The sequence below is a fragment of the Xanthomonas sp. NCPPB 1325 genome (genome assembly GCF_041477645.2).
Lineage (GTDB): Bacteria > Pseudomonadota > Gammaproteobacteria > Xanthomonadales > Xanthomonadaceae > Xanthomonas > Xanthomonas cannabis.
Genome location: NZ_CM192985.1, coordinates 4400759 through 4422259, shown reverse-complemented (window position 1 = coordinate 4422259; position 21501 = coordinate 4400759). Strand labels below are relative to the sequence as shown.

The 21501-nt window shown below is 65.9% G+C and carries 21 protein-coding genes; 13 read left to right on the top strand and 8 right to left on the bottom strand.

Annotated features, from left to right (window positions below; genetic code table 11):
* The first annotated feature begins 254 nt into the window (after positions 1-254).
* The 6 genes from ACCQ10_RS18740 to ACCQ10_RS18715 are packed head-to-tail and all read left to right on the top strand — an operon-like array spanning position 255 to position 5015.
* A complete protein-coding gene (locus ACCQ10_RS18740; RefSeq protein WP_039408691.1) occupies positions 255-731 on the top strand; it encodes a DUF2244 domain-containing protein in 477 nt (158 codons plus the stop codon).
* Between the two features lie 16 nt (positions 732-747).
* Complete coding sequence (gene coxB / locus ACCQ10_RS18735) at positions 748-1698, top strand: cytochrome c oxidase subunit II (RefSeq protein WP_184391044.1); 951 nt, start codon at positions 748-750, stop codon at positions 1696-1698.
* Positions 1699-1739: 41 nt separating this feature from the next.
* Positions 1740-3344: a cytochrome c oxidase subunit I gene (ctaD, locus tag ACCQ10_RS18730; protein ID WP_039408685.1), complete on the top strand. Its 1605-nt coding sequence runs from the start codon at positions 1740-1742 to the stop codon at positions 3342-3344.
* Positions 3345-3363: 19 nt separating this feature from the next.
* On the top strand, positions 3364-3498 hold the full coding sequence (locus ACCQ10_RS18725) for a hypothetical protein (protein ID WP_008577456.1): 135 nt from the start codon (positions 3364-3366) through the stop codon (positions 3496-3498).
* Positions 3495-4103 carry a cytochrome c oxidase assembly protein gene (locus ACCQ10_RS18720; RefSeq protein WP_372361552.1) on the top strand — a complete coding sequence of 203 codons (609 nt, stop codon included), beginning with the start codon at positions 3495-3497 and terminating at the stop codon, positions 4101-4103. The genes ACCQ10_RS18725 and ACCQ10_RS18720 overlap by 4 nt, the downstream gene beginning before the upstream one ends.
* 36 nt (positions 4104-4139) lie before the next feature.
* The gene (locus ACCQ10_RS18715; protein WP_039408675.1) at positions 4140-5015 is read left to right on the top strand and encodes a cytochrome c oxidase subunit 3; all 876 of its coding nucleotides are present in this window, start codon (positions 4140-4142) and stop codon (positions 5013-5015) included.
* 111 nt (positions 5016-5126) lie between these two features.
* Here ACCQ10_RS18715 and ACCQ10_RS18710 read toward each other — a convergent pair whose 3' ends face one another.
* Positions 5127-5345 (bottom strand): twin transmembrane helix small protein, encoded by a 219-nt coding sequence (locus ACCQ10_RS18710; protein WP_039564426.1) that lies wholly within the window; start codon positions 5343-5345, stop codon positions 5127-5129.
* A gap of 60 nt (positions 5346-5405) precedes the next feature.
* Between ACCQ10_RS18710 and ACCQ10_RS18705 the strand changes: the two genes are divergently transcribed.
* Genes ACCQ10_RS18705 through cyoE form a run of 4 tightly spaced genes read left to right on the top strand, consistent with a single transcriptional unit; the run spans position 5406 to position 8802 of the window.
* On the top strand, positions 5406-6131 hold the full coding sequence (locus ACCQ10_RS18705) for an SURF1 family protein (RefSeq protein WP_372361551.1): 726 nt from the start codon (positions 5406-5408) through the stop codon (positions 6129-6131).
* Between the two features lie 27 nt (positions 6132-6158).
* Positions 6159-6734, top strand: coding sequence for a redox-active disulfide-containing membrane protein (locus ACCQ10_RS18700; RefSeq protein ID WP_372361550.1), 576 nt, complete (start codon positions 6159-6161; stop codon positions 6732-6734).
* 5 nt (positions 6735-6739) lie between these two features.
* Positions 6740-7903, top strand: coding sequence for a COX15/CtaA family protein (locus ACCQ10_RS18695; RefSeq protein ID WP_039408698.1), 1164 nt, complete (start codon positions 6740-6742; stop codon positions 7901-7903).
* A 2-nt stretch (positions 7904-7905) separates the two neighbouring features.
* On the top strand, positions 7906-8802 hold the full coding sequence (gene cyoE / locus ACCQ10_RS18690) for a heme o synthase (RefSeq protein ID WP_372361549.1): 897 nt from the start codon (positions 7906-7908) through the stop codon (positions 8800-8802).
* A 63-nt stretch (positions 8803-8865) separates the two neighbouring features.
* On the opposite strand, the gene ACCQ10_RS18685 is transcribed toward cyoE, so the two are convergent.
* From ACCQ10_RS18685 to rpsU, 6 genes are all read right to left on the bottom strand, one after another.
* On the bottom strand, positions 8866-10446 hold the full coding sequence (locus tag ACCQ10_RS18685; RefSeq protein ID WP_372361548.1) for a thioredoxin family protein: 1581 nt from the start codon (positions 10444-10446) through the stop codon (positions 8866-8868).
* 153 nt (positions 10447-10599) lie between these two features.
* Positions 10600-11601, bottom strand: coding sequence for a bile acid:sodium symporter family protein (locus ACCQ10_RS18680; RefSeq protein ID WP_372361547.1), 1002 nt, complete (start codon positions 11599-11601; stop codon positions 10600-10602).
* 152 nt (positions 11602-11753) lie between these two features.
* Positions 11754-13502, bottom strand: a complete 1749-nt coding sequence (gene dnaG, locus ACCQ10_RS18675; RefSeq protein WP_372361546.1) for a DNA primase — start codon at positions 13500-13502, stop codon at positions 11754-11756.
* Positions 13503-13594: 92 nt separating this feature from the next.
* Entirely contained in the window at positions 13595-14551 is a 957-nt protein-coding gene (locus tag ACCQ10_RS18670) for a YihY/virulence factor BrkB family protein (RefSeq protein WP_047694568.1), read from the bottom strand.
* 514 nt (positions 14552-15065) lie between these two features.
* Complete coding sequence (locus ACCQ10_RS18665) at positions 15066-15512, bottom strand: GatB/YqeY domain-containing protein (RefSeq protein ID WP_039408646.1); 447 nt, start codon at positions 15510-15512, stop codon at positions 15066-15068.
* Positions 15513-15736: 224 nt separating this feature from the next.
* Complete coding sequence (rpsU, locus tag ACCQ10_RS18660; protein WP_002808376.1) at positions 15737-15952, bottom strand: 30S ribosomal protein S21; 216 nt, start codon at positions 15950-15952, stop codon at positions 15737-15739.
* Positions 15953-16231: 279 nt separating this feature from the next.
* On the opposite strand from rpsU, the gene tsaD reads away from it, so the two are divergent.
* From tsaD to ACCQ10_RS18645, 3 genes are all read left to right on the top strand, one after another.
* Positions 16232-17290, top strand: a complete 1059-nt coding sequence (tsaD, locus tag ACCQ10_RS18655; protein ID WP_372361545.1) for a tRNA (adenosine(37)-N6)-threonylcarbamoyltransferase complex transferase subunit TsaD — start codon at positions 16232-16234, stop codon at positions 17288-17290.
* Positions 17291-17374: 84 nt separating this feature from the next.
* The gene (gene folB, locus ACCQ10_RS18650) at positions 17375-17731 is read left to right on the top strand and encodes a dihydroneopterin aldolase (protein ID WP_039408607.1); all 357 of its coding nucleotides are present in this window, start codon (positions 17375-17377) and stop codon (positions 17729-17731) included.
* Positions 17732-17946: 215 nt separating this feature from the next.
* The gene (locus ACCQ10_RS18645; RefSeq protein ID WP_372361544.1) at positions 17947-20118 is read left to right on the top strand and encodes a glycoside hydrolase family 3 N-terminal domain-containing protein; all 2172 of its coding nucleotides are present in this window, start codon (positions 17947-17949) and stop codon (positions 20116-20118) included.
* 126 nt (positions 20119-20244) lie between these two features.
* On the opposite strand, the gene ACCQ10_RS18640 is transcribed toward ACCQ10_RS18645, so the two are convergent.
* Positions 20245-21423 (bottom strand): PQQ-dependent sugar dehydrogenase, encoded by a 1179-nt coding sequence (locus ACCQ10_RS18640; RefSeq protein WP_349776359.1) that lies wholly within the window; start codon positions 21421-21423, stop codon positions 20245-20247.
* Positions 21424-21501 lie beyond the last annotated feature (78 nt).

Here is a 21501-nt window from a genome sequence, read left to right as displayed (position 1 = left end):
TGCCCATTCTAGAGAGCGAAGGCGCGCGCGCACTTGTGTGGAAGCGGCAGCTTTCCCGCCGTTTTGTGCAGGTCGCCATCGCCTGTGACGGCAGGCCCAGTCCTCGGGTTGTGTCGTCGCGGGTTTTCGGAAGTGATTGATTTACGCGTGTTTTTAGCTGCACTGCAGCAAATTTTTGATCGCCGGAAATGCTTGCCGCATGCGTTCGCGCGGGTCTACCATCGGGCTGTTCCCGCAGTCCGCTGCGTGTTGCCATGATCGAAGTACTGCCGTTGATGTCCGAAGGGGTCGGGACGCAATTGCGGTTGCGGCCTCCGCGGGCGCTGTCGGCCAGGCAGTTCGTGATGTTGTTTGCGGTGCTGGCAGGAACGATGTGGTTGTTTGCGGGCCTGGGGTGGTGGACCGGCAATGCATTCGCGCCGGTATTCGCCCTGTTGCACAGTGGTGTGGTGGCGCTGGCGCTACGTCAGTTGTGGCGAAGTGGCGAGCGCGAAGAAGCGATCCGGGTGGGGGAGACCGCCGTTGAGGTGTTTCCGTCCGGACAGGCGCCACCAGCGTTTCAGGCACATCCGCACTGGGTGCGGCTATGCATGGAGCGCGACGACAGGGTGCTGCTGGTGAGCAGCGGCAGGCAGATCGAGATCGGAAGCTTTCTCGGGCCGGCCGAACGTGTGGAACTGGCAGATACGCTGAAACGCTTGCTCGCGGCCGCCAATGGCCGTCACCGATGACGTAAGGGTCTAGGCAATGACGCAACGCAGCAGCTGGAAGTCGACGTATTCACGCTTTGGCCTGGCGATGGCGGCGCTGTCATGCGCACCCGCCGTGTGGGCGCAGTCGGCCGATCCAAAGGAGTGGCAGCTCAATATGGGGCGCGGCGTCACCCAGACTGCGCGCATGGCCTACGAGGCGCACATGGTGGCGCTGTGGGTGTGCGTGGTGATCGGCGCGCTCGTGTTTGCGGCGATGGGCTATGCGATGTTCAAGTTCCGCAAGTCCAAGGGGGCTGTGGCTGCGCAGTTCAGTCACAACACGCAGGCCGAAGTATTGTGGACCGTGATTCCGGTGCTGGTGCTGATTGCGATGGCGTGGCCGGCGACCGCCAAGTTGATTGCGATGTACGACACCCGCGAATCGGAAATGACCGTCAAGGTGACCGGTTACCAGTGGATGTGGAAGTACGAATATCTGGGCCAGGGGGTGGAATTCACCAGCCGCCTGGCGCGTGAGTCGGACCGCATCCGCCAGAGCGGCGAGCGGCCCACAGTCGCTTCGCAGCCGCACTACCTGTTGGACGTCGACAATCGGCTGGTGCTGCCGGTCAACACCAAGATCCGCTTTGTCATCACCGCCGACGACGTGATTCATGCCTGGTGGGTGCCGGCGCTTGGCTGGAAGCAGGATGCGATCCCGGGCATCGTCAACGAGGCCTGGACCAATATCGAGCAACCGGGCGTGTATCGCGGCCAGTGCGCTGAATTGTGCGGCAAGGATCATGGCTTCATGCCCATCGTGGTCGAGGCGTTGCCCAAGGCCGAATTCCAGCGTTGGCTGGCGGCGCGCCGCGCTGCTGGTACCGCACCCGCGGCGGCGCCCGTGCCCGCGGGCGCCCCGGCACCAGCGGCCGCCCCTGCTGGTGAAGCCGCGCCTGCCGCAGCGCCGGCAGCGCAACCTGCCGCACCGACCGCCGCTCTCTAACACCGCTCGCAACCGCACCGCTTCGCAGAGGCCGTTCCGTCATGGCGCACACCGCAGTCGATCACCACGGACACCACCAGCCCGGCTTCGTCGAGCGCTGGTTCTTTTCGACCAATCACAAGGACATCGGCACGCTGTACCTGCTGTTCTCCTTCGTGATGTTCATCATCGGCGCGGCGATGAGCGTGGTGATCCGCGCCGAACTGATGCAGCCCGGCTTGCAGTTCGTCAAGCCGGAATTCTTCAACCAGATGACCACCGTGCATGCGTTGGTGATGATCTTCGGCGGCGTGATGCCGGCGTTCGTCGGTCTGGCCAACTGGATGATCCCGCTGCAGATCGGCGCGCCGGACATGGCGCTGCCGCGCATGAACAACTGGTCGTTCTGGCTGCTGCCCGTCGCCTTTACCCTGCTGTTGCTGACGCTGTTTTTGCCGGGTGGTGCGCCAGCCGGTGGCTGGACCTTGTATCCGCCGCTGTCGCTGCAGGGCGGCTACAACGTGGCCTTCAGCGTGTTTGCGATCCACGTGGCCGGTGTCAGTTCGATCATGGGCGCGATCAACATCATCGCCACCGTGCTCAATATGCGTGCGCCGGGCATCGATCTGCTGAAGATGCCGATCTTCTGCTGGGCCTGGCTGATCACCGCCTTCCTGCTGATTGCGGTGATGCCGGTACTGGCCGGTGCAGTGACCATGTTGCTGACCGACAAGTTCTTCGGCACCAGCTTCTTCAACGCAGCCGGCGGCGGCGACCCGGTGATGTACCAGCACATCTTCTGGTTTTTCGGGCACCCGGAGGTCTACATCATGATCCTGCCGGCGTTCGGCGTGGTCAGCGAAATCATCCCCACCTTCAGCCGCAAGCCGCTGTTCGGGTACCAGGCGATGGTGTATGCGATCGCGGCGATCGCGTTCCTGAGCTTCATCGTGTGGGCGCACCACATGTTCACGGTGGGCATGCCGCTGGGCGGCGAGATCTATTTCATGTTCGCCACCATGCTGATCTCCATTCCGACCGGAGTGAAGGTGTTCAACTGGGTCAGCACGATGTGGAAGGGCTCGCTGACGTTCGAATCGCCGATGCTGTGGGCAGTGGCGTTCGTGATCCTGTTCAGTATCGGTGGGTTCTCCGGTCTGATGCTGGCAATCGTGCCGGCCGACTTCCAGTATCACGACACCTATTTCGTGGTCGCGCATTTCCACTACGTGTTGGTGACCGGCGCGGTGTTCGCGTTGATCGCGGCGGTGTACTACTGGTGGCCGAAATGGACCGGCCGGATGTACAACGAGACCTGGGCCAAGGTGCATTTCTGGTGGACGATGATTTTCGTCAACCTGCTGTTCTTCCCGCAGCACTTCCTGGGCCTGGCCGGCATGCCGCGGCGTATTCCCGATTACAACGTGGTGTTTGCCGACTGGAACCTGGTCAGCTCGATCGGTGCGTTCGGCATGTTCGCCACCCCGTTCCTGATGGCGGCGATCTTGTTCGCTTCGTTGCGCAGCGGTGCCCGCGCCGATGCGCGTGCGTGGGAAGGTGCCAAGGGGCTGGAATGGACGGTGCCATCGCCGGCGCCGGCGCATACCTTCACCGTGCCGCCGGTGATCAAGCCTGGAGATCTTGCGCATGAAGACATCGGCCACTGACTCTGCATCGGAGCCGGCGGTGACGCGCCTGCTGTCGGCTGCCGAACGACAGGCGCAGCAACGCCGTGCCGTGCGACGGACTGCCATCACGGTGGGGATCATCGCGTTGCTGATCTACGCAGGCTTCATCGCGTCGGGAGTCATCGGGCGATGAATGCGCGCGCGCCAGCTCCCGTGCCAACAGCGGGCTTGTTCAAGCTGCTCGGCGTGGTGCTGGGCGTATTTGTGCTGACTTTTTCGTTGGTGCCGCTGTACCGCATCGCCTGCGAGAAGGTGTTCGGTATCCGCATGGAGCGTGCGCCGGGCAGTACGCGCGCGGGTGCTGCTGGCGCAGGTGGTGCAGTCGCGGTGCCGGGCAGGCGCACGGTGCGCGTGGAGTTCGATGCGGGGGTCAACTCGAAGTTGCCGTGGACCTTCCATCCCGAGCAGATGACGATGGATGTGGTGCCCGGCGAACTCAACGAGGCGTTGTATTTCGCGCGCAACGACAGCAAGCGGGCGGTGGTCGGCAGCGCGGTGCCGTCGGTGGCGCCTGCGCGTGCGTCCGGGTATTTCAACAAGACCGAATGTTTCTGCTTTACCGCGCAAACCCTGCAGGCCGGTGAAACGCGCGACATGCCGCTGCGGTTCATCGTCGATCCTGCGTTGCCGCCGGAAGTCACCACGATCACCTTGTCGTACACGTTCTACCGCAACGACGCGCTGACTTCGCAATTGCCGGGCGGCAGTGCATCCGGCGCGCCGCGCGCGGCACCGTAGCCTTCATCCACCGCTCCACGACACGGAAGCAACGCCATGGCCGATCACAGTCCCAACGCCGATGCGTATTTCGTCCCGACGCAAAGCAAATGGCCCTTTGTCGGCTCGATTGCGATGTTCGTGATGATGATTGGCGTGGCCAGCTGGCTCAACGATGCGGCCTGGGGGCGCTGGACCTTTTTCGCCGGCATGGCGATGTTGCTGGCGACCTTGTTCATGTGGTTCGGCGATGTCATTCGCGAGTCCAACGCCGGCAATTACAACCGCCAGGTGGACGGCTCGTTCCGCATGGGGATGGTGTGGTTCATTTTTTCCGAGGTGATGTTCTTTGGCGCCTTCTTCGGCGCCTTGTTCTACACACGCGTGCTGACTTTGCCCTGGTTGGGTGGCGAAGGCGATGGTGTGATGACCAATGAGCTGTTGTGGAACGGCTACTCCGCTGCATGGCCGACCAACGGCCCGGGCACGATCGGCGGGCAATTCCAGACCATTCCCGCCTGGGGCCTGCCGCTGATCAATACACTGATCCTGCTGAGCTCCGGCGTGACCTTGACCATCGCCCATCACGCGCTCAAGGGCGGGCGACGTGGGGCGCTGTTGCTGTGGCTGGGCCTGACCGTGCTGCTGGGCTGCGTGTTCCTGTTCCTGCAGGCCGAGGAATACATCCACGCCTATACCGAACTCAATCTCACGCTGGGGTCGGGTATCTACGGCTCGACCTTCTTCATGCTCACCGGCTTCCACGGCATGCACGTGCTGCTGGGCACGATCATGCTGGCGGTGATGTGGCTACGCGCTGCCAAGGGACACTTCAGCCGCGACAACCATTTCGCATTCGAAGCGGCTGCCTGGTATTGGCACTTCGTCGACGTGGTGTGGCTGGCGCTGTTCCTGTTCGTGTATGTACTTTGAGGGCAGGGATTCGGGATTGGTGATTCGGGATTCGCAAAAGCAATCTGCAAGCGCGATCCGTTTTTGCCCTTACGAATCCCCAATGCCGAATCCCCAATCCCGTCGGCCGCGTCAGCGGCCGATGCCATGCGGCTTGATCCAGCCGGTGTAGATGCCGATGATCACGATGGCGATCAACGCGACCGATAAGCCGATGCGCCAGGTGAGTGCGTTGACGGTGCGCTTGGTCTCGCCGCGGTCGGTCAACAGGTAGTAGAGACCGGCACCCAGGTTCCACAGGATCACGATCAGGAAGGCGACAATCAGCAGCGTCTTGAGCGAATCGTTCACAGCAGCCCCGGGAGTCGTCGGCGTGGTGTGGGCATTGCACGCCTTTTTGCGCCGCTTGTCATGACGCGCAAGCACACCGCCGCGATCGGGTGGGTGCTGGCGCTGCTGCTGAGTGCCGGATTCGCCGCGCTCGGGCAGTGGCAGCTGCAACGCATGCATGGCAAGGAAGCACTGCTGGAACGCGCCGCGCATGTACGCGAAAGGCCGTTGACCCTGCGCCAGGCCGTGCAGGCTCAGCCCGGGTTGTGTTGGGTAAGCGGTCGGGTGCGGTTTTTGCCGGCGCAGGTGTTGCTGGACAACCAGTTACATGCGGGGCGTGCCGGCCTGCGCGTCTATCAGCTGGCCGCCGTAGAGGGCACCGCCAGCACGCTGCTGGTCGATCTGGGCTGGCTGCCGCTGCCGGCCGATCGGCAGTTGCCGCCCATCGCGGCACATGAGGGTGTGCAGGCAGTGCAGGGTCTGTTGAGCGCGCGCCCATCGGCGGGCCTGGCCATCGGTCCTGCAATGGCGCCCACCGCGGCAGCGCATACCTGGCTGGCCACGCGCCTGGATACGCAGGCGCTGCGAGATGCGTTGGGCAGGCGCGACATTTCGTCGCAGGTCCTGCGCCTGGATCCGGCGTTGCCGGTGGGCTACGTGCGCGATCTGGACGTGCTGCCAAACACGCTGCCACCCGCGCGGCACTTGGGTTACGCGGTGCAATGGTTCGGGTTGGCAGCTGCCGTGCTGGCCGCGGCCACGCTGCTGACATGGCGTGCGCGACGCCGCCGTCGGCGCGGGCACTGACGCCTGCGGCATGAGAAAATCGCCGCCATGACCCCTTCCACATCGGCCACGCCGCACTCGGTCAAACGCGGCCGCAGGATGCTGATTGCGCTGGCAGTGCTGTTCTTCGGCTCGATGTTGCTGGCCGGCGTGCTGCGCTTTTCCGGTTGGCAGCCAGCGGCGATGCGCAACAACGGCGAACTGCTGCATCCGCCTGCCGACCTGCGGGCGATGACGCCGTTGCGTGCGGACGGGCAGCCGTACCTGTGGGCGCCGGGCGAGCGCATCTGGCGGATTGCGCTGGCACCGCCGGCAGACTGTGCGCAGCGCTGCGTGGCGCTGGCCGCCGAGCTGGACAAGGTGTGGCAATTGCTCGGGCATCGCGCCGACAAGGTGGAGGTGCTGTGGATCGGCGCGCCACCGGCTGGCCTGCCGCCGATGCCCGCCCTGCGTGTACTGCGCGACGACGCACACTTGCGGCAAGCGCTGCCGCGCGCCAACGATGCCGCCGGCGTGCCGGTGTATGTGATCGACCCCAATGGCTTCGTGATCCTGCGCTATGCCCCCGGGTTCGCCCCGGCCGGCTTGCGCGCGGATCTGGTCAAGCTGCTGAAACTGATGTGAGCCCGATGAATCTGTTTGCGCCACCGGCGTTGTTCCGCCACTTCCACCGCATGGCCTGGCTGGCGGCGTTGTTCACCGCGAGCACGATCCTGTTCGGGTCGTTCGTGCGCCTGTCCGATGCCGGCATGAGTTGCCCGGACTGGCCGACCTGCTACGGCCGCGTGACCTGGCCGCAGACCACCGACGAAGCCAACACCCACGTGGCCAGCAAGATCCGCCCGCTGGAATCGCACAAGGCCTGGCGTGAGCAGGTGCACCGCTTCCTGGCCGGTGCGCTGGGTGTGGAGGTGCTGGTGCTATCGCTGCTGGCCGCGCGCCGACGTCGCATGGGCATCGCCCAGGTGGTCTCGGCCGCGGTGCTGGTGGCGCTGTCGATCCCGTTGTACATGTCCGGCTGGCACATCCCGGCGATGGGTGTGGCGATTGCCGGTGAGGCGATCCTGCTGCTGGCGGCCCTGCGCTGGAGCAATATCGATCTGGCGCGCGCGGCCGTGCTGACGCTGGCGGTGGTGATCTTCCAGGCGTTGCTGGGCATGTGGACGGTAACCTTGCTGCTCAAGCCCATCGTGGTGATGGGACATCTGCTCGGCGGCATGCTGATGTTTTCGCTGCTGGTGTGGATGGCGTGGCGCGCAACGCACCTGCCGATCACGTTGGCCGACGCGTCGCGCTTGAAATGGCTGCTGCGCCTGGGTGTGGCAGTGCTGGGCCTGCAGATCGCGCTGGGCGGCTGGGTCAGTGCCAACTATGCGGCGCTGGCCTGCGGTGGCGGCAGCTGGTCGGCCGACAACTTCCCGCGCTGTGTCAGCCAGTGGTGGCCACCGCATGACTTCCGCGAGGGCTTCACGCTGTGGCGCGGCATCGGCGTGGATTACGAAGGCGGCGTGCTCGATGGCGCGGCGCGGATTGCCATCCAGATGGCGCACCGGCTATGGGCGATTGCGACCGCGCTGTACCTGTGGTGGCTGGCGTGGCGTCTGTCGCGCTCGCCGGGGATGCGGGTGTGGGCCAGCGCGCTGGCGGTGCTGGTGGCCGTGCAGGTGACGCTGGGCATGCTCAACGTCAAGCTGGCGCTGCCGCTGGAAGTGTCGGTGCTGCACAACGGCGGCGCGGTGGCCTTGCTGTTCGTGCTGGTGTCGCTGCTGGCGCGGCTGCGCGCGCCGGAGTGAGCATGGCTGTCAGTGCACGCGATTACTGGGATCTGACCAAGCCAAAGGTGGTGGCACTGATCGTGTTCACCGCGTTGGTCGGCATGTTCCTGGCCGTTCCCGGCCTGCCCACCTGGGCGCAGGTGCGTGCCGGAACGCTGGGTTTCCTGGGCATCTGGCTTGCCGCCTCGGCGGCAGCGGCGATCAACCAGTTGCTCGATGCCAAGATCGATGCACAGATGGCGCGCACCTCGTGGCGGCCGCTGGTGGTGGGCAAGGTGCGGCCGTGGCAGGTGCTGGTCTTTGCCGGCGTGCTGATCGTGATCTCCATGACCATTCTGGTGGTGTGGGTGAATGTGATCACCGCGGTGCTGACGTTTGCGTCGATGATCGGTTACGCGGTGATCTACACCGTCTACCTGAAGCGGGCGACCTCGCAGAACATCGTGATCGGCGGGCTGGCGGGTGCCACACCGCCGATGCTGGGCTGGGCGGCGGTGACCGGGCTGCCGACCAGCGCCGACTGGATCAACTCCGCGTTGCTGGTACTGATCATCTTCATCTGGACGCCGCCGCATTTCTGGGCGCTGGCGATCTTCCGGCGCGCTGATTACGCCAAGGCCGCGATTCCGATGTTGCCGGTGACCCACGGCGTGCCGCACACGCGCAAGCAGATCCTGGTCTACACGGTGCTGCTGGCCATCGTGACCCTGCTGCCGGTGGCGGTGGGCATGAGCGGGATGTTCTATCTCGGCGGGACGGTGGTGCTCAACGCGGTGTTCCTCTGGTATGCGTGGCGCATGCTGGACCCACCGGACGAGCTGTTTTCGATGAAGATGTTCGGGTATTCCATCGTCTACCTGATGGCGCTGTTCGCGTTCCTCATGGTCGATCACCTGCTGCTGCCCTGGGTGCGCTAAAGGGCATGCGCCAGGCCTGCAGCCTGCCTGCGGCAGGCAGCAGGCTGTTGCAGGCGTCCGCTCTCAGCTCAGCCAGCCGGCGCAGTCGCTGGCATTCTTGCTGTCGCAGCTGGACTGCATCTTCTTCTGCAACCTGGCCAGGACCGCGCTGCCGTCCCGGTGGTGCTGCTTGCTCCAGCCTTTGAGGGCAGCGGCGAGCGTGTCGAACCGTTGCCGGGTCCGTTGGCGGTAGCCATCCGGCTGCCCGGCCAGCTCGCCGATCACCTGCGTGGCGGCGGTTTCGATGGCTGCCGTGTCGTCCGGGCTGAGCCGGATCAGCCCATCGACATACAGCACGCCCCATTGCACGCGGGTGGCCGGGCCCTGCGCGCCCTCATAGGCCTTCCTGAGCCATGCCAGCGCGGTTTTCTTGTCGCCACGGTGTTCGGCCAGATTTGCCAGTTCTGGCATGTAGTAGTACGGCGTCCGGGTCCGCGAGAGCTCTGCCAGCAGCAGCTGCTCGGCGCCGCTGTGGTCGCCCACCTCGCTCAACAGGGCCGCAGCCGTGCTGATGGTGGACTGACGTTCTTCATCGGTCCTGGCGGTTTCGCTGGCCCACTGCACGCGCTGGCGAACGGTATCGACGAGCTCCTGCGGAAGCGGCGGCGGATCTTTGGGCTCGGTCTCGGTTGGCTGGCCCTGCGCCAGGCGGGCCAGCTGGATGCGTGCGAACGTGGTGCCGAGCCTGTCGGAGACCGGCAGCGTGGGGTCGGCGTAGGCCTTGTCCAGGGCGTTGATCACTGCGGCGGACAGGGGGGCGCGTTCGCCGGCATCGGCGCTGGCGGCAGCGACCAGGCGTGCCGGCATGTAGTTCAGCGTGCCGAGATTGGCGCGCACCTCTGCCAGATCGGCCAGCACCGACTCGAGCAACGTGCGATAGCCCGGAGCGGGGGCGGGCGGGTCCTTGGCGGCAGTGAGCGCCGCCAGCGCAAAGCTGCGCTGCAGCGCCGGCTGTGGCGCCACCTTGGACAGCCGGGTCAGCACGTCCGCTGCCTCCTCGCGCTTGAGCAGACGGTCGTCGGTGCCCCAGGCGTAGTTGCCGAGCACCGACCAGTCGTCTGGAGTCAGGGTCTGCGGCGCATGCAGGGCGGTGTCCAGCAGCTGTCTGGCGGTGCTGGTGCTGCGTGCAGCCACACGCAATACGTCGACCAGGCGGGCAGTGTCGGCGTCGCCGGCCAGGCGGGTGATCTCGCTGCGGTCCGGGCGCAGCACGATGATGGTGGGATAGCCCTTGATGCCAAAACGCTCGCCCCAGGCCTGCGCGCCTTCCGAATCGCCATCCAGGTGCACGGCAACGAATTGCTGGGTACGCGCAATGAACGCCGGGTCCTTGAATAAGGTGGCCTTGAGGCGATTGCAGGGCGGGCACCAGGCCGCGCCCCAGTACAGCAGGACCGGCTTGCCGCTATCCCTGGCTTCGGCGAAGGCATCGTCCACGTCGCCCTCGCGCCAGGCGATGCCGGACGCGGGAACAGGCGTTGTGGCTGCCTTGGGCGCTGTCGCCGGTGCCACCGGGGGCGCGGGCTTGTTGCAGCCGGCCAGGAGCGCCAGTGCTGCCAGCAGCGCGGTCGCGCGCGGGGAAGGGCGTCGGAACGACAACGTCATGGCAGTCACCGTGGGGTTGGCAAATGTCGATCGCCTACGCTAGCGCACGCTGGCGCGTGGGCGTCATAACCGTTGTATCTGTGCTGACAACCGGCAGCAGCCGGCCAGGCGAACCGGTGTCATGCAATGCGCAGTGGGCCGCGCCCACCATCCTCAATGATGGCCGGCCCGGCCCTGCGCGGCATCCGGCGCGGTACGCGCATAGCGGGCGGCCACGAAGGCGCACACGATCAGCTGCAACTGGTGGTAGAGCATGATCGGCAGCACGATGGCTCCCAGCCCGCCGCCGGCGAACATCACCTTGGCCATCGGCACGCCGGTGGCCAGGCTCTTTTTCGAGCCGCAGAAGACGACGGCGATTTCGTCGGCGCGGTTGAAGCGCAGGCGCCGTGCGATGAAGGTGATCGATAGCATCGCCACCGCTAGCAGCAGCGCGGCGGCGCCCAGGACGGCGAGCAATGCCGGCAGCGGGGTCTTCTGCCACAGCCCTTCATTCACCGATGCACTGAAGGCGGTGTAGACCACCAGCAGGATGGTGCCCTGATCGGTGTAGCGCAGTACGGCGCGATGCCGCTCGACCCAGCCACCGATCCACGGGCGCAGGAAATGGCCGGCCAGAAACGGCACCAGCAACTGCAGCAGGATCTTGCCGATGGCTTCGGCGGGATGCGCCATGGCCCCTTGGCTGCCGACCAGCGCGCCCATCAGCAGCGGAGTGAAGAACACGCCCAGCAGGCTGGAAAGCGAGGCCGCGCAGACCGCGGCGGGCACATTGCCGCGCGCCATCGAGGTGAAGGCGATCGACGATTGCACCGTGGACGGCAACGCGCACAGGAACAGCACGCCGATGTACAGCTCCGGCGTCAGCGCAAGATGCGCCAACGGCTTGAACAGCAGCCCCAGTAGCGGAAACAGCACAAACGTGCAGGCCAGGATCACCAGATGCAGCCGCCAGTGCAGCGCGCCGGCCTTGACCGCTTCGCGCGACAACCGCGCGCCATGCAGGAAGAACAGCGCGGCGATGGCCACATCGGTGACATCGTCCATGACCGCAGCGGCCGTGCCCGAGACCGGGAGAAACGAGGCGAGCGTGACCGTGCACAGCAGCGCGAGGGTGAAGGGATCAATGCGCAACCGCGCCAGCAGCTTCTTCATCGAGGTGGGAGGTGTCGCGCGATCACGCGCCTGGAGCGGGCCATTCTACGACGCGTGCGGGCGCAGCCTGTGCCGCCGCGTCACCATCGTCTACGCGCGCCAGTGCAGTGATGCGCCCTGCGTCGCCTGCCACGACGCCGGCAGCCACGACATCACAGTGCGGCGAGCGCCTTGAGCAACTCGCGCATTTCGTATTTATCGGTGTGGTCCAGGCCTTGCGCGCGCTGTTTGGCCTGCAGTTCTTCCACCCGCTGACGCAGCAATTGCTTGTCGAGCTGGGCAACGACGTCGTGCAGTTCGATCGCCCAGCTGTGCTCGTCGCCGGGCAGCTCCTGCGCGGCCAGTTTCTGCAGGGCCGGCAGCTCGTCGCGGTCGGTGAAATGCTCCAGCAGCGCTCCGGTGCTGATTTCCGGGCGTTGCCGCACCAGCGCCAGCAGCTCCATCAACAACTCGATGCCGGGCAGGCGCAGGCCGGAAAAATCGTGGTCGCCTTCCAGGCTCATCGCCAGCGACGGTTGTTGCAGCAGGATCGCGATCGATGCACGCACCAGGCTGCGCTTCTGCGTGGGGGCCACCATACGCGCGGGTGGCCGCGCTTTGGCCGGGGACTGTTGCGCAGCGGTGCTCGCGCCGACGCCGGTCATGCGCGCCAGTTCCTGCTTCATCAGATCGCCGAATGCGCCTTCCGGGATCTGCGCCAGCATCGGACGTGCGCGTTCGGCCAGGCGTGCCTTGCCGTCCAGCGTGTGCAGGTTGATCTCGCGCGACATCTCGTCGAAGAAGAACTGCGACAGCGGGGTGGCCTGTTTCAGGCGCTGATCGAAGGCCTGCGCGCCTTCCTTGCGCACGATGGTGTCGGGGTCTTCGCCATCGGGCAGGAACAGGAAGAACGCCTGGCGGCCGTCCTTCATGCGCGGCAGCACCGATTCGAGCGCGCGCCAGCCGGCCTTGCGCCCGGCGTTGTCGCCGTCGAAACAGAAGTACACATCCGGCGCGTTGCGGAACAGCAGCTCGGCATGTTCGGGTGTGGTGGCGGTGCCCAGCGTGGCCACCGCCTGGGTGACGCCGAACTGGAACAGCGAGACCACGTCCATGTAGCCCTCGACCACGATCAGCCGTTCGATCTTCTGGTTGGCCTGGCGCACCTGCCACAGGCCATACAGCTCGCGGCCCTTGTGGAATAGGGCGGTTTCCGGCGAGTTGAGGTACTTCGGGCCCGGGTCGCGGCCGTCGGCCGGCGCGCCCATGATGCGGCCGCCGAAGGCGATCACGCGGCCGCGGCGGTCGAAGATCGGGAACATCACCCGGTCGCGGAATTTGTCGTAGACGTGGCCGCGATCGTTCTTGGAAAACAGCCCGGCGCGTTCGAGCACGCTCATGCGGCGCGCATCGGTGCCCAGGGTGTCCTTCAAGGCGCTGTAGCCGTCGGGAGCGTAGCCGATCTGGAAGCGTGCCTGGTTGTCGGCATCCACGCCGCGCCCGTCCAGGTAATCGCGGGCGCGGTCGCTGGCTTCGAGCTGGCGCTGAAAGAACTTGGTGGCCGCTTCCAGTGCCGAATACAGCTCGCGGCTGTCGTCCTGCTGTTGCGGCGTGCGCTGCTGGGTGTCGCGCGGGATGTCCATGCCGGCACGCTTGGCCAGCTCGTCGACCGCATCGAGAAACTCGAGGCGGTCGTAATTCATCAGAAAACTAATGGCGGTGCCGTGCGCGCCGCAGCCGAAGCAGTGGTAGAACTGCTTGGTGGGCGAGACCGTGAACGAAGCCGAGCGCTCGTCATGGAACGGGCAGCGCGCCGAGTATTCCTTGCCCTGGCGCTTGAGCGGCACCCGGCCGCCCACCACCTCGACGATGTCGGTGCGTGCGAGCAGTTCGTCGATGAATGCGTCGGGGATGCGGGCCATCCCGCTAGGATATCCCAGCAGCTGGCACCGGCTGGCGCCAGCGGTCTACCGGTGGCGCAGCAGTCAGGCATGAGGCAGCGTGCGGCGCGGTCTCAGGGGCGCGGCGCTGCCTGTGGCGGGTTCGGCGGCACCACGGTATCCGGCGTTGCAATGACCTGCGGCGGATGCTCCGGGTCGACCCCGGCCTCGCGCAGCTTGCGATGCGAGCGCACGCGCTCGTCGATCACCGCGGTCAGCAATGCGCCGACGAAGAACACCACCGAGGCGTAGTACATCCACACCAGCAGGATCACCAGCGTGCCCATCGACCCGTACGCGCTGCCGGGCGCGGCCTTGGCGATGTACACGCCGATGGCATAGCGGCCCAGCGCAAACAACAAGGCCGTGATGACGCCACCGACAAAGGCCTGTCGCCAGTTCACGGTGCGATCGGGCAGGTAGCGATACAGGAACGCAAAGGCCAGCGAGTACAGCGCCAGCGTGGTGACATACCCCACCGCAGGCAGCACCGAGGGCAGCCGCGCGAACACCACCTGCAATGCGGTGGTCGCAATCATCGACACGATCAACAGGAAGCCCAGCGCCAGGATCACGCCGAACGAAAAGACGCGCTTCTTCAGCCACGCCATGAGCCCTTCCAGGCGCTGTTTGTCGGTACGGAAGATCAGGTTCAGGGCGTTCTGCAGCTGCGCGAATACCGCAGTGGCACCGACGAACAGCAACAGCGTGCTCCACAGACCCGCCAACGAGCCGACCCCGGGTTGATCGGTGGCGTTGCGGATCACCGTATCGGCCACCTCGGCGGCGCTGCCGCCGGCCAATTGCGCGATCTGCTGCACCAGCGCTTCCTGCGCCGGCGGATACAGCGATGCGGTCAGCCACAACAGCAGCACCAGCAGCGGTGCCAGCGACAACAAGGCATAGAACGACAGCGACGCGGCCTGCGTCATCACGTCGATTTCGAGAAAGCGATTGAGCAGCGCCATCGGCAGACTGCGTTGCAGGCGGCCCAGATGTTTCTGCAGGTGTTCGGTCGAGAGCTTCGTCACCGGCGAGGGTCCTTGAGGCAGACGGTCATGCGCGCAGAGGTCGTCAGGCAGTCCCGGGTGCGACATGCCTCGCCCGCGTCTGCGCTGGCGACCCGTTCTAGCAGGGCACTATCGAAGGTCTGGTGAAAGCGCCGGCAGTGGTGTTGCTGTGTGCGTACGCAAGCAGGCCTGCACCTGCCTGTTGCACGTCGCGGCTCTGGCGCGCAAACGGCGGTTTCGATCCGCTGCACTGCGCCTGCACTGTCGCGATGGAGCGGCCCTGGATGAGCCGTGATGGAATCTGCAAGCGATCTGCGCGCAACGCTACACGCAGCCGCGGGGCAACACTGCGCTGCGCCTGCCGGTGGACTGCGCGCAGGTCGCCAGCAATCAGCTACACGGCGCGTGCATCAGCTGCAGAGGTGCACTGCGCATCACGCCTTGCGCATCAATTGCAGGCGCACCCTGCAACCGTCCGGCGAGTGTCACGGCGATCGTGCCGTGTCGCGGCCGAACGACCACGACACGGCATGGCTCAGCCGGCCAGCTGTTGCTTGACCAGCGTGGAGACCAGGCCCATGTCGGCCTGCCCGGCGAGCTTGGGCTTGAGCGCACCCATCAGCTTGCCGATATCGGCCGGGCTGCTGGCGCCGGTTTCGGCGATGGCGGCCTGGATGGCCGCCACGATCTCGGCTTCGCCCATCTTGGCCGGCAGGTAACGCTCGATCACCACGATTTCCTCGCGCTCGATCTGCGCCAGGTCTTCGCGCGCGGCGCCTTCGTATTGGGTGACCGAGTCCTTGCGCTGCTTGACCATCTTGTCGAGCACGGCGATGACGGCGGCATCGTCCATCTCGATGCGCTCGTCCACTTCCTTCTGCTTGATCGCGGCGTTGATCAGCCGGATCACGCCCAGGCTGTGCTTGTCGCCGGACTTCATCGCGGCCTTCATGTCATCGGTGAGCTGCTGCTTGAGGGGCATGGGGTGACTCCTGGGTGGCAGGTGAGGAGAGGTGTCGACGCGCGCTGTCGGGCGCCTGCGTCGGCATAGAGGGAATGGGGCGGCGGCGTCCCGCGCCGAGTACCTGGCGGGACGGCCGCAGGCCAATACAAAAAGCCGGCGACGCTTGCGCGTGCCGGCTCTTGGGTTCAATCCCGCTGGGCCGCGCCTACAGCGCATGCCCGGCGGCAAGGAACCGCGTTCGATCAGTACAAGCGCTGGCGCTTGGTGACGTCGCGCGAGGAACGACGCAGCTGACGCTTCACGGCAGCGGCAGCCTTGCGCTTACGCTCCTGGGTCGGCTTTTCATAGAACTCGCGCTTGCGGGTCTCGGCCAGCACGCCGGCCTTTTCGCAGGTGCGCTTGAAACGGCGGAGCGCAAATTCGAAGGGCTCGTTCTCGCGGACTTTAACGCTGGGCATGTGTTCTCCAGAAGTGGGATTTCCGTCCGGGAGCCCCGGGCGGGTGCGAGCGGACTCGCGTGACGGAATTTCCGGGTTGCCCCGGCGAGCCGCGCATTATAACGACTTGCAAGCGGCCTGCAAGCCCCGGGTGAAAATTGCCGGGAACGGTGCGGCAGAGCGTGCGTCGGCGCGCGTTTCCCGGCAGCCGACGCGGCGGCTGCGCACCTGCGGGTCGGCGCATCTGCGCAACTCAAAAGCTGCGAAAATACGGGCCTGTTCCTTGTCTGCCGAGTTGCCGTGAAAGTCCTTGGGATCGAATCATCGTGCGATGAGACCGGCGTGGCGGTCTATGACACGGCCTTGTCCGGCGTGCCGGCGCTGCGCGCCCACGCGGTCTACAGCCAGATTGCGCTGCATGCCGAGTATGGCGGCGTGGTGCCGGAGCTGGCCAGCCGCGACCACGTGCGCAAGCTGCTGCCGCTGATCCGCCAGACCCTGGGCGAGGCCGGGCTGCGGATCGACGAACTGGATGGCGTGGCCTACACGGCTGGACCCGGGTTGGTCGGCGCGCTGCTGGTCGGTGCCGGGGTGGCGCGGTCGCTGGCCTGGGCGCTGGACGTGCCGGCGATCGGCGTGCATCACATGGAAGGTCATCTGCTGGCGCCGCTGATGGAAGACGACCCACCGCAGCCGCCGTTCGTGGCCTTGCTGGTGTCGGGCGGGCATACCCAATTGGTGTCGGTGAAGGCGCTGGGCAGCTACGAAGTGCTGGGCGAGACGCTGGACGATGCGGCCGGCGAGGCCTTCGACAAGACCGCCAAGATGATGGGTCTGCCGTATCCCGGTGGCCCGCAGCTGGCGGCGCTGGCCGAAACCGGCACGTCGGGGCGCTACAGGTTTGCGCGGCCGATGACCGACCGGCCCGGGCTGGATTTCAGTTTCAGCGGGCTCAAGACCCAGGTGCTGCTGGCCTGGCGCAACAGCGACCAGTCAGACACTACCCGGGCGGACATCGCGCGCGGCTTCGAGGACGCGGTGGTGGAGACGCTGGCCATCAAATGCCTGCGCGCGCTGGATGCGGCCGGTTGCGACACCCTGGTGGTGGCCGGCGGGGTGGGCGCCAACAAGCGCCTGCGTGCGCAGCTGCAGGAGGCCGCGCAGCGCCGTGGGGGCAGGGTCTGCTTCCCGCGCCCGGCCTTGTGCACCGACAACGGCGCCATGATCGCCTTCGCCGGCGCGCTGCGGCTGAAGGCCGGCGAACGCGCCGACGCGGCGGTGCAGGTGACGCCGCGTTGGGATATGGCGAGCTTGCCGCTGTTGGCGGCGGCGGAATCGGGAATGGGGAATCGGGAATAGGAAGAGCGTTACCCCGATCCTGTCCGTATCGTGTGTTGTTGCCCTTGCTTCTCCCCATTCTCCATTCCCGACTCCCGATTCCCCATGGATAAAGTGTTTATTGAAGGTCTCGACATCGATGCGCTGATCGGCATCTACGATTGGGAGCGGCGCATCCGCCAGACGCTGCGGTTCGATCTGGAGATGGGGTTCGACAACCGCATCCCGGCTGCCAGCGACGACATCGCCGACACGCTGAACTACAAGGCGGTGAGCAAGCGGCTGATCGAGTTCGTGCAGGCGTCGGATTTCGGGCTGGTCGAAACCCTGGCCGAGCGCTGCGCGGCGATCGTGCTGGACGAATTCGGCGTGCAGTGGCTGCGGCTGAAGCTGAGCAAGCCCGGTGCTGTGCGCGGGGCGCAGGCAGTGGGCGTGATCATCGAGCGGGGACGCGCCGCCTGAGTGTCGCGAACCGCCCACCTGGCTTGCATGCCTGGATCCCGGAGTATCGAAGGTTGCGGCGGACCAGGCGCTGCGCCATTGCCGCTCCGACGGCAACATGCCGTGCAACCGGCCTCTACAAACCCCAATCTCGAATCCCGGCCTGCAAAACTTGCCCTCCCGCAGCCGCGTCAGGCTAGAATTGCCGGCCATGTAAACGTTTTCTCAAGGATCTCATGGCTGCTGATCGCATCGAAACCCTGATTGCCCGGATGACCGTCGAAGAGAAGGTCGGACAGTTGGGTGTGTTCGCCGACATGGTGCGGCCGTTTGCGCCGGACGTGAATCCCGAAGCCAATGTGCGCAATGCCGACGAGGTGTTGCAGCAGGTGCGCGAGGGCCGGGTCGGCTCGCTGTTCAATGGCGTGGGCGCCGCGCTGGGCGTGCAGATCCAGAAAGTCGCTGTGGAAGAAAGCCGGCTGGGCATCCCGGTGATCCTGGCGGCGGACGTGATCCACGGCATGCGCACGGTGTTCCCGATCCCGCTGGGCGAGGCAGCCAGCTTCGAGCCGGAGCTGGCCGAGCGCACCGCGCGCGCCACCGCGATCGAGGCGACCGCCGCCGGCCTGCATTGGACTTACGCACCGGCCGTGGACATCGCGCGCGACCAGCGCTGGGGCCGCGGTGCCGAAGGTGCCGGCGAAGACGTGGTGCTGGGCGCGGCGTTTGCCGCCGCGCGCGTGCGCGGTTTTCAGGGCAGCGACCTCACCGCCGACGATGCGTTGCTGGCCACGCCCAAGCACTTTGCCGCCTATGGCGCAGTGGCCGCAGGCATGGAATACAACACTGTCGATATCGCGCCGCAGACCCTGCACGATGTGCATCTGCCGCCGTTCAAGGCGGCCTTCGATGCCGGCGCATTGACCGTGATGTCGTCCTTCAACGACATCAATGGCGTGCCGGCCAGCGCCAACCACGAGTTGCTGACCGAGATCCTGCGCGGCGAGTGGCAGTTTCCCGGCGTGGTGATTTCCGATTACACCGCCGACATGGAACTGATCGCGCACGGCTACGCCGCCGATGAGCGCGATGCGACCAAGAAGGCGTTCCTGGCCGGGCTGGACCTGAGCATGCAGAGCGGGTTCTATGCCGCGCATCTGCCGTCGCTGGTGGACAGCGGCGAGGTGCCGATGGCGACCCTGGACGCCAGCGTGCGCCGCATCCTGCAGCTGAAAGAAGCGATCGGCTTGTTCGACAATCCGTACCGCTCGCTGGACCCGGCGCGCGAAGCCGACACCGCGCATCTGCCGGCGCACGATGCGCTGTCGCGCGATGCGGCGCGCCGCTCGATCGTGTTGCTCAAGAACGAAGGCGCGGTGCTGCCGCTGAAAAAGAACGGCCAGCGCATCGCCTTGATCGGCCCGTTCGTGCAGGACCGCGAAAATATCGAAGGCTGCTGGACGCTGTTCGGCGACAAGGAACGCTACGTGACGCTGGAGCAGGGCGTGCGTGCGGTGGTCGGCACCGAAGATCTGAGCGTGGTGGCGGGCTGCGGCCTGGAAGAAGCACTGCCGGGTGGCATTTCCGCCGCGATCGATGCCGCACAGGCCGCCGACGTGGTGGTGCTGGCCCTGGGCGAGCCGCAGCGTTTCAGCGGCGAGGCGCAGTCGCGGACCGAAATCACCCTGCCGCCCGCGCAGCAGGCGTTGGCAGAAGCGGTGGCCGCGACCGGTACGCCGGTGGTGGTGTTGCTGCGCAACGGCCGCGCGCTGGCGCTGAGCGGTGCCGTGCGCGATGCCGATGCGATTGCCGTGACCTGGTATCTGGGCACCCAGACCGGCACCGCCGTGGCCGATGTCTTGTTCGGCGACTACAACCCGTCGGCGCGGCTGCCGATCAGCTTTCCGCAGGTGACCGGCCAGCAGCCGTACTTCTACAACCATCTGCGCACCGGCCGTCCGGAGTTGCCGACGTTGTCCGAGTACAAGGCGCGCTGGCGCGAGATGCCCAATGAGCCGCTGTATCCGTTCGGTCATGGCGTGAGCTACACCACCTTTGCCTACGCGCAGCCACAACTGAGCACCGTGAAACTGGGTTGGGACGACACGCTGACCATCACCACCCGGGTGACCAACACCGGTGCGGTGGCAGGTGAGGAAGTGGTGCAGCTGTACGTGCACGATCGCGTGGCCAGCCGGGTGCGGCCGGTGCGCGAGCTCAAGGGCTTCCGCAAGATATTGCTGCAGCCGGGCGAGAGCGTGGACGTGGCATTTACGCTGACGCGCGATGCGCTGGCGTTTACCAATCACAAGGGCGTGTTCGGCGCAGAGCCGGGCCTGTTCGATGTGTGGGTCTGTGCATCGGCTACCAGCGGCGACCCGGTCACGTTCGAGCTGCTGGACGCCTGAGGCGCGTCAACTGGCGTAGATACGCGCGCCTGCATCGACATCACCAGCGCTCAGCGAGCGCTGGTGATGCTGCAAGGCACTCCTGGATGCGCGCGGTGCGTGTCGCACGACCGCACCCCACCACGCTTACGCGTCGTTTTCGACTGCGGCCTTGCTCTTGGGGGTCAACTTGAGCAGGCGCCCGGTACTGCCGCTGGCTTCGTCCTCCAGCAACCACAGGGCACCGTCCGGTCCCTGTTCCACTTCGCGGATGCGTGCCCCCATGTCGTAGCGGGCAACCTCGCGTGGCTGGTCTCCCAACGAGACCTGCACCAGCGCCATCGATGACAAGCCACCGATGAAGCCGTTGCCGCGCCACGCGGGGAATTGCTTGCCGCTGTAGATCACAAAGCCGGCCGGCGAGATCACCGGGGTCCAGCTGATCTTGGGCGCGGCAAACTCCGGGCGGGTGTTGTGGTCGGGAATCGGCGTGCCGTCGTAATGGTCGCCGTTGGAAACGATCGGATAGCCATAGTTGGCACCGCGCTGGATCAGGTTGAGCTCATCGCCGCCGGCCGGGCCCATCTCGTGTTCCCACAGGCGGCCCTTGCTGTCGAAGGCGATGCCCAGAATATTGCGGTGACCCAGCGACCAGACCTGCGCAGCCACACCGCCCTGCGCGGCGAACGGATTGTCGGCCGGCACGCTGCCGTCGTCGTTGAGGCGGATCAGCTTGCCGAGATTGGCCTTCATGTCCTGTGCGGGATCGAATTTCTGCCGCTCGCTGGAGGTGATCCACAGCTTTCCGTTCGAGTCGAACGCAAGCCGATGTCCGAAGTGACCGTTGCCGGAGACCTTGGGCTCCTGTCGCCAGATCACCTTCAGGCCGGACAAGGTGCCGCCCCCGGTGGCATCCAGCGTAAGCTTGGCACGCGCAACCGCCGCTCCGCGCGTGTCGCCCTGGCCCGGTTCGGCATAACTCACATAGACCAAGCCGTTTTTCGCAAAGCGCGGGTGCGCGAGCACATCGCCAAATCCGCCCTGACCGCCATAGGCAACCGCAGGCACGCCGGTGACCGCGCTCTTGCGCTTGGTCTTTGGATCGAACCGCATCAACGCGCCGCGTTTTTCACTGACCAGCAGCGTGCCATCGGGCAGGAAGGTCATTGCCCAGGGCTCGTCGAAATCGGCAACGGTGGCGGCCTGGAACGGCCATTGCGCCTTGGGAATGGATGCTGCCGGTGCGGCGGCAGGCGCGGCCAGCGCGGCGCCGGAGGTCAACAGGGTGGCCGAGCAGGCCAAGGCAAGCAGACGACGGATAGACATGAGGTCCTCCAGGGGATGGGACGGTCACGCTGCAGCCCTCCCGCAACGTGTTCCGCGTCGGGTTTTCATTACCTTACA

Bases quoted from the DNA above. Each gene is read 5' to 3' on its own strand.
- ACCQ10_RS18680 (WP_372361547.1), bottom strand. From the start codon at position 11,601: ATGAAGAAGCTGCTGGCGCGGTTGCGCATTGATCCCTTCACCCTCGCG.
- ACCQ10_RS18705 (WP_372361551.1), top strand. From the start codon at position 5,406: ATGACGCGCAAGCACACCGCCGCGATCGGGTGGGTGCTGGCGCTGCTG.
- rpsU (WP_002808376.1), bottom strand. From the start codon at position 15,952: ATGCCCAGCGTTAAAGTCCGCGAGAACGAGCCCTTCGAATTTGCGCTC.
- ACCQ10_RS18695 (WP_039408698.1), top strand. From the start codon at position 6,740: ATGAATCTGTTTGCGCCACCGGCGTTGTTCCGCCACTTCCACCGCATG.
- cyoE (WP_372361549.1), top strand. From the start codon at position 7,906: ATGGCTGTCAGTGCACGCGATTACTGGGATCTGACCAAGCCAAAGGTG.
- ACCQ10_RS18715 (WP_039408675.1), top strand. From the start codon at position 4,140: ATGGCCGATCACAGTCCCAACGCCGATGCGTATTTCGTCCCGACGCAA.
- folB (WP_039408607.1), top strand. From the start codon at position 17,375: ATGGATAAAGTGTTTATTGAAGGTCTCGACATCGATGCGCTGATCGGC.
- ACCQ10_RS18665 (WP_039408646.1), bottom strand. From the start codon at position 15,512: ATGCCCCTCAAGCAGCAGCTCACCGATGACATGAAGGCCGCGATGAAG.
- dnaG (WP_372361546.1), bottom strand. From the start codon at position 13,502: ATGGCCCGCATCCCCGACGCATTCATCGACGAACTGCTCGCACGCACC.
- ACCQ10_RS18640 (WP_349776359.1), bottom strand. From the start codon at position 21,423: ATGTCTATCCGTCGTCTGCTTGCCTTGGCCTGCTCGGCCACCCTGTTG.
- ACCQ10_RS18685 (WP_372361548.1), bottom strand. From the start codon at position 10,446: ATGACGTTGTCGTTCCGACGCCCTTCCCCGCGCGCGACCGCGCTGCTG.
- ACCQ10_RS18700 (WP_372361550.1), top strand. From the start codon at position 6,159: ATGACCCCTTCCACATCGGCCACGCCGCACTCGGTCAAACGCGGCCGC.
- ACCQ10_RS18645 (WP_372361544.1), top strand. From the start codon at position 17,947: ATGGCTGCTGATCGCATCGAAACCCTGATTGCCCGGATGACCGTCGAA.
- coxB (WP_184391044.1), top strand. From the start codon at position 748: ATGACGCAACGCAGCAGCTGGAAGTCGACGTATTCACGCTTTGGCCTG.
- ctaD (WP_039408685.1), top strand. From the start codon at position 1,740: ATGGCGCACACCGCAGTCGATCACCACGGACACCACCAGCCCGGCTTC.
- ACCQ10_RS18720 (WP_372361552.1), top strand. From the start codon at position 3,495: ATGAATGCGCGCGCGCCAGCTCCCGTGCCAACAGCGGGCTTGTTCAAG.
- ACCQ10_RS18740 (WP_039408691.1), top strand. From the start codon at position 255: ATGATCGAAGTACTGCCGTTGATGTCCGAAGGGGTCGGGACGCAATTG.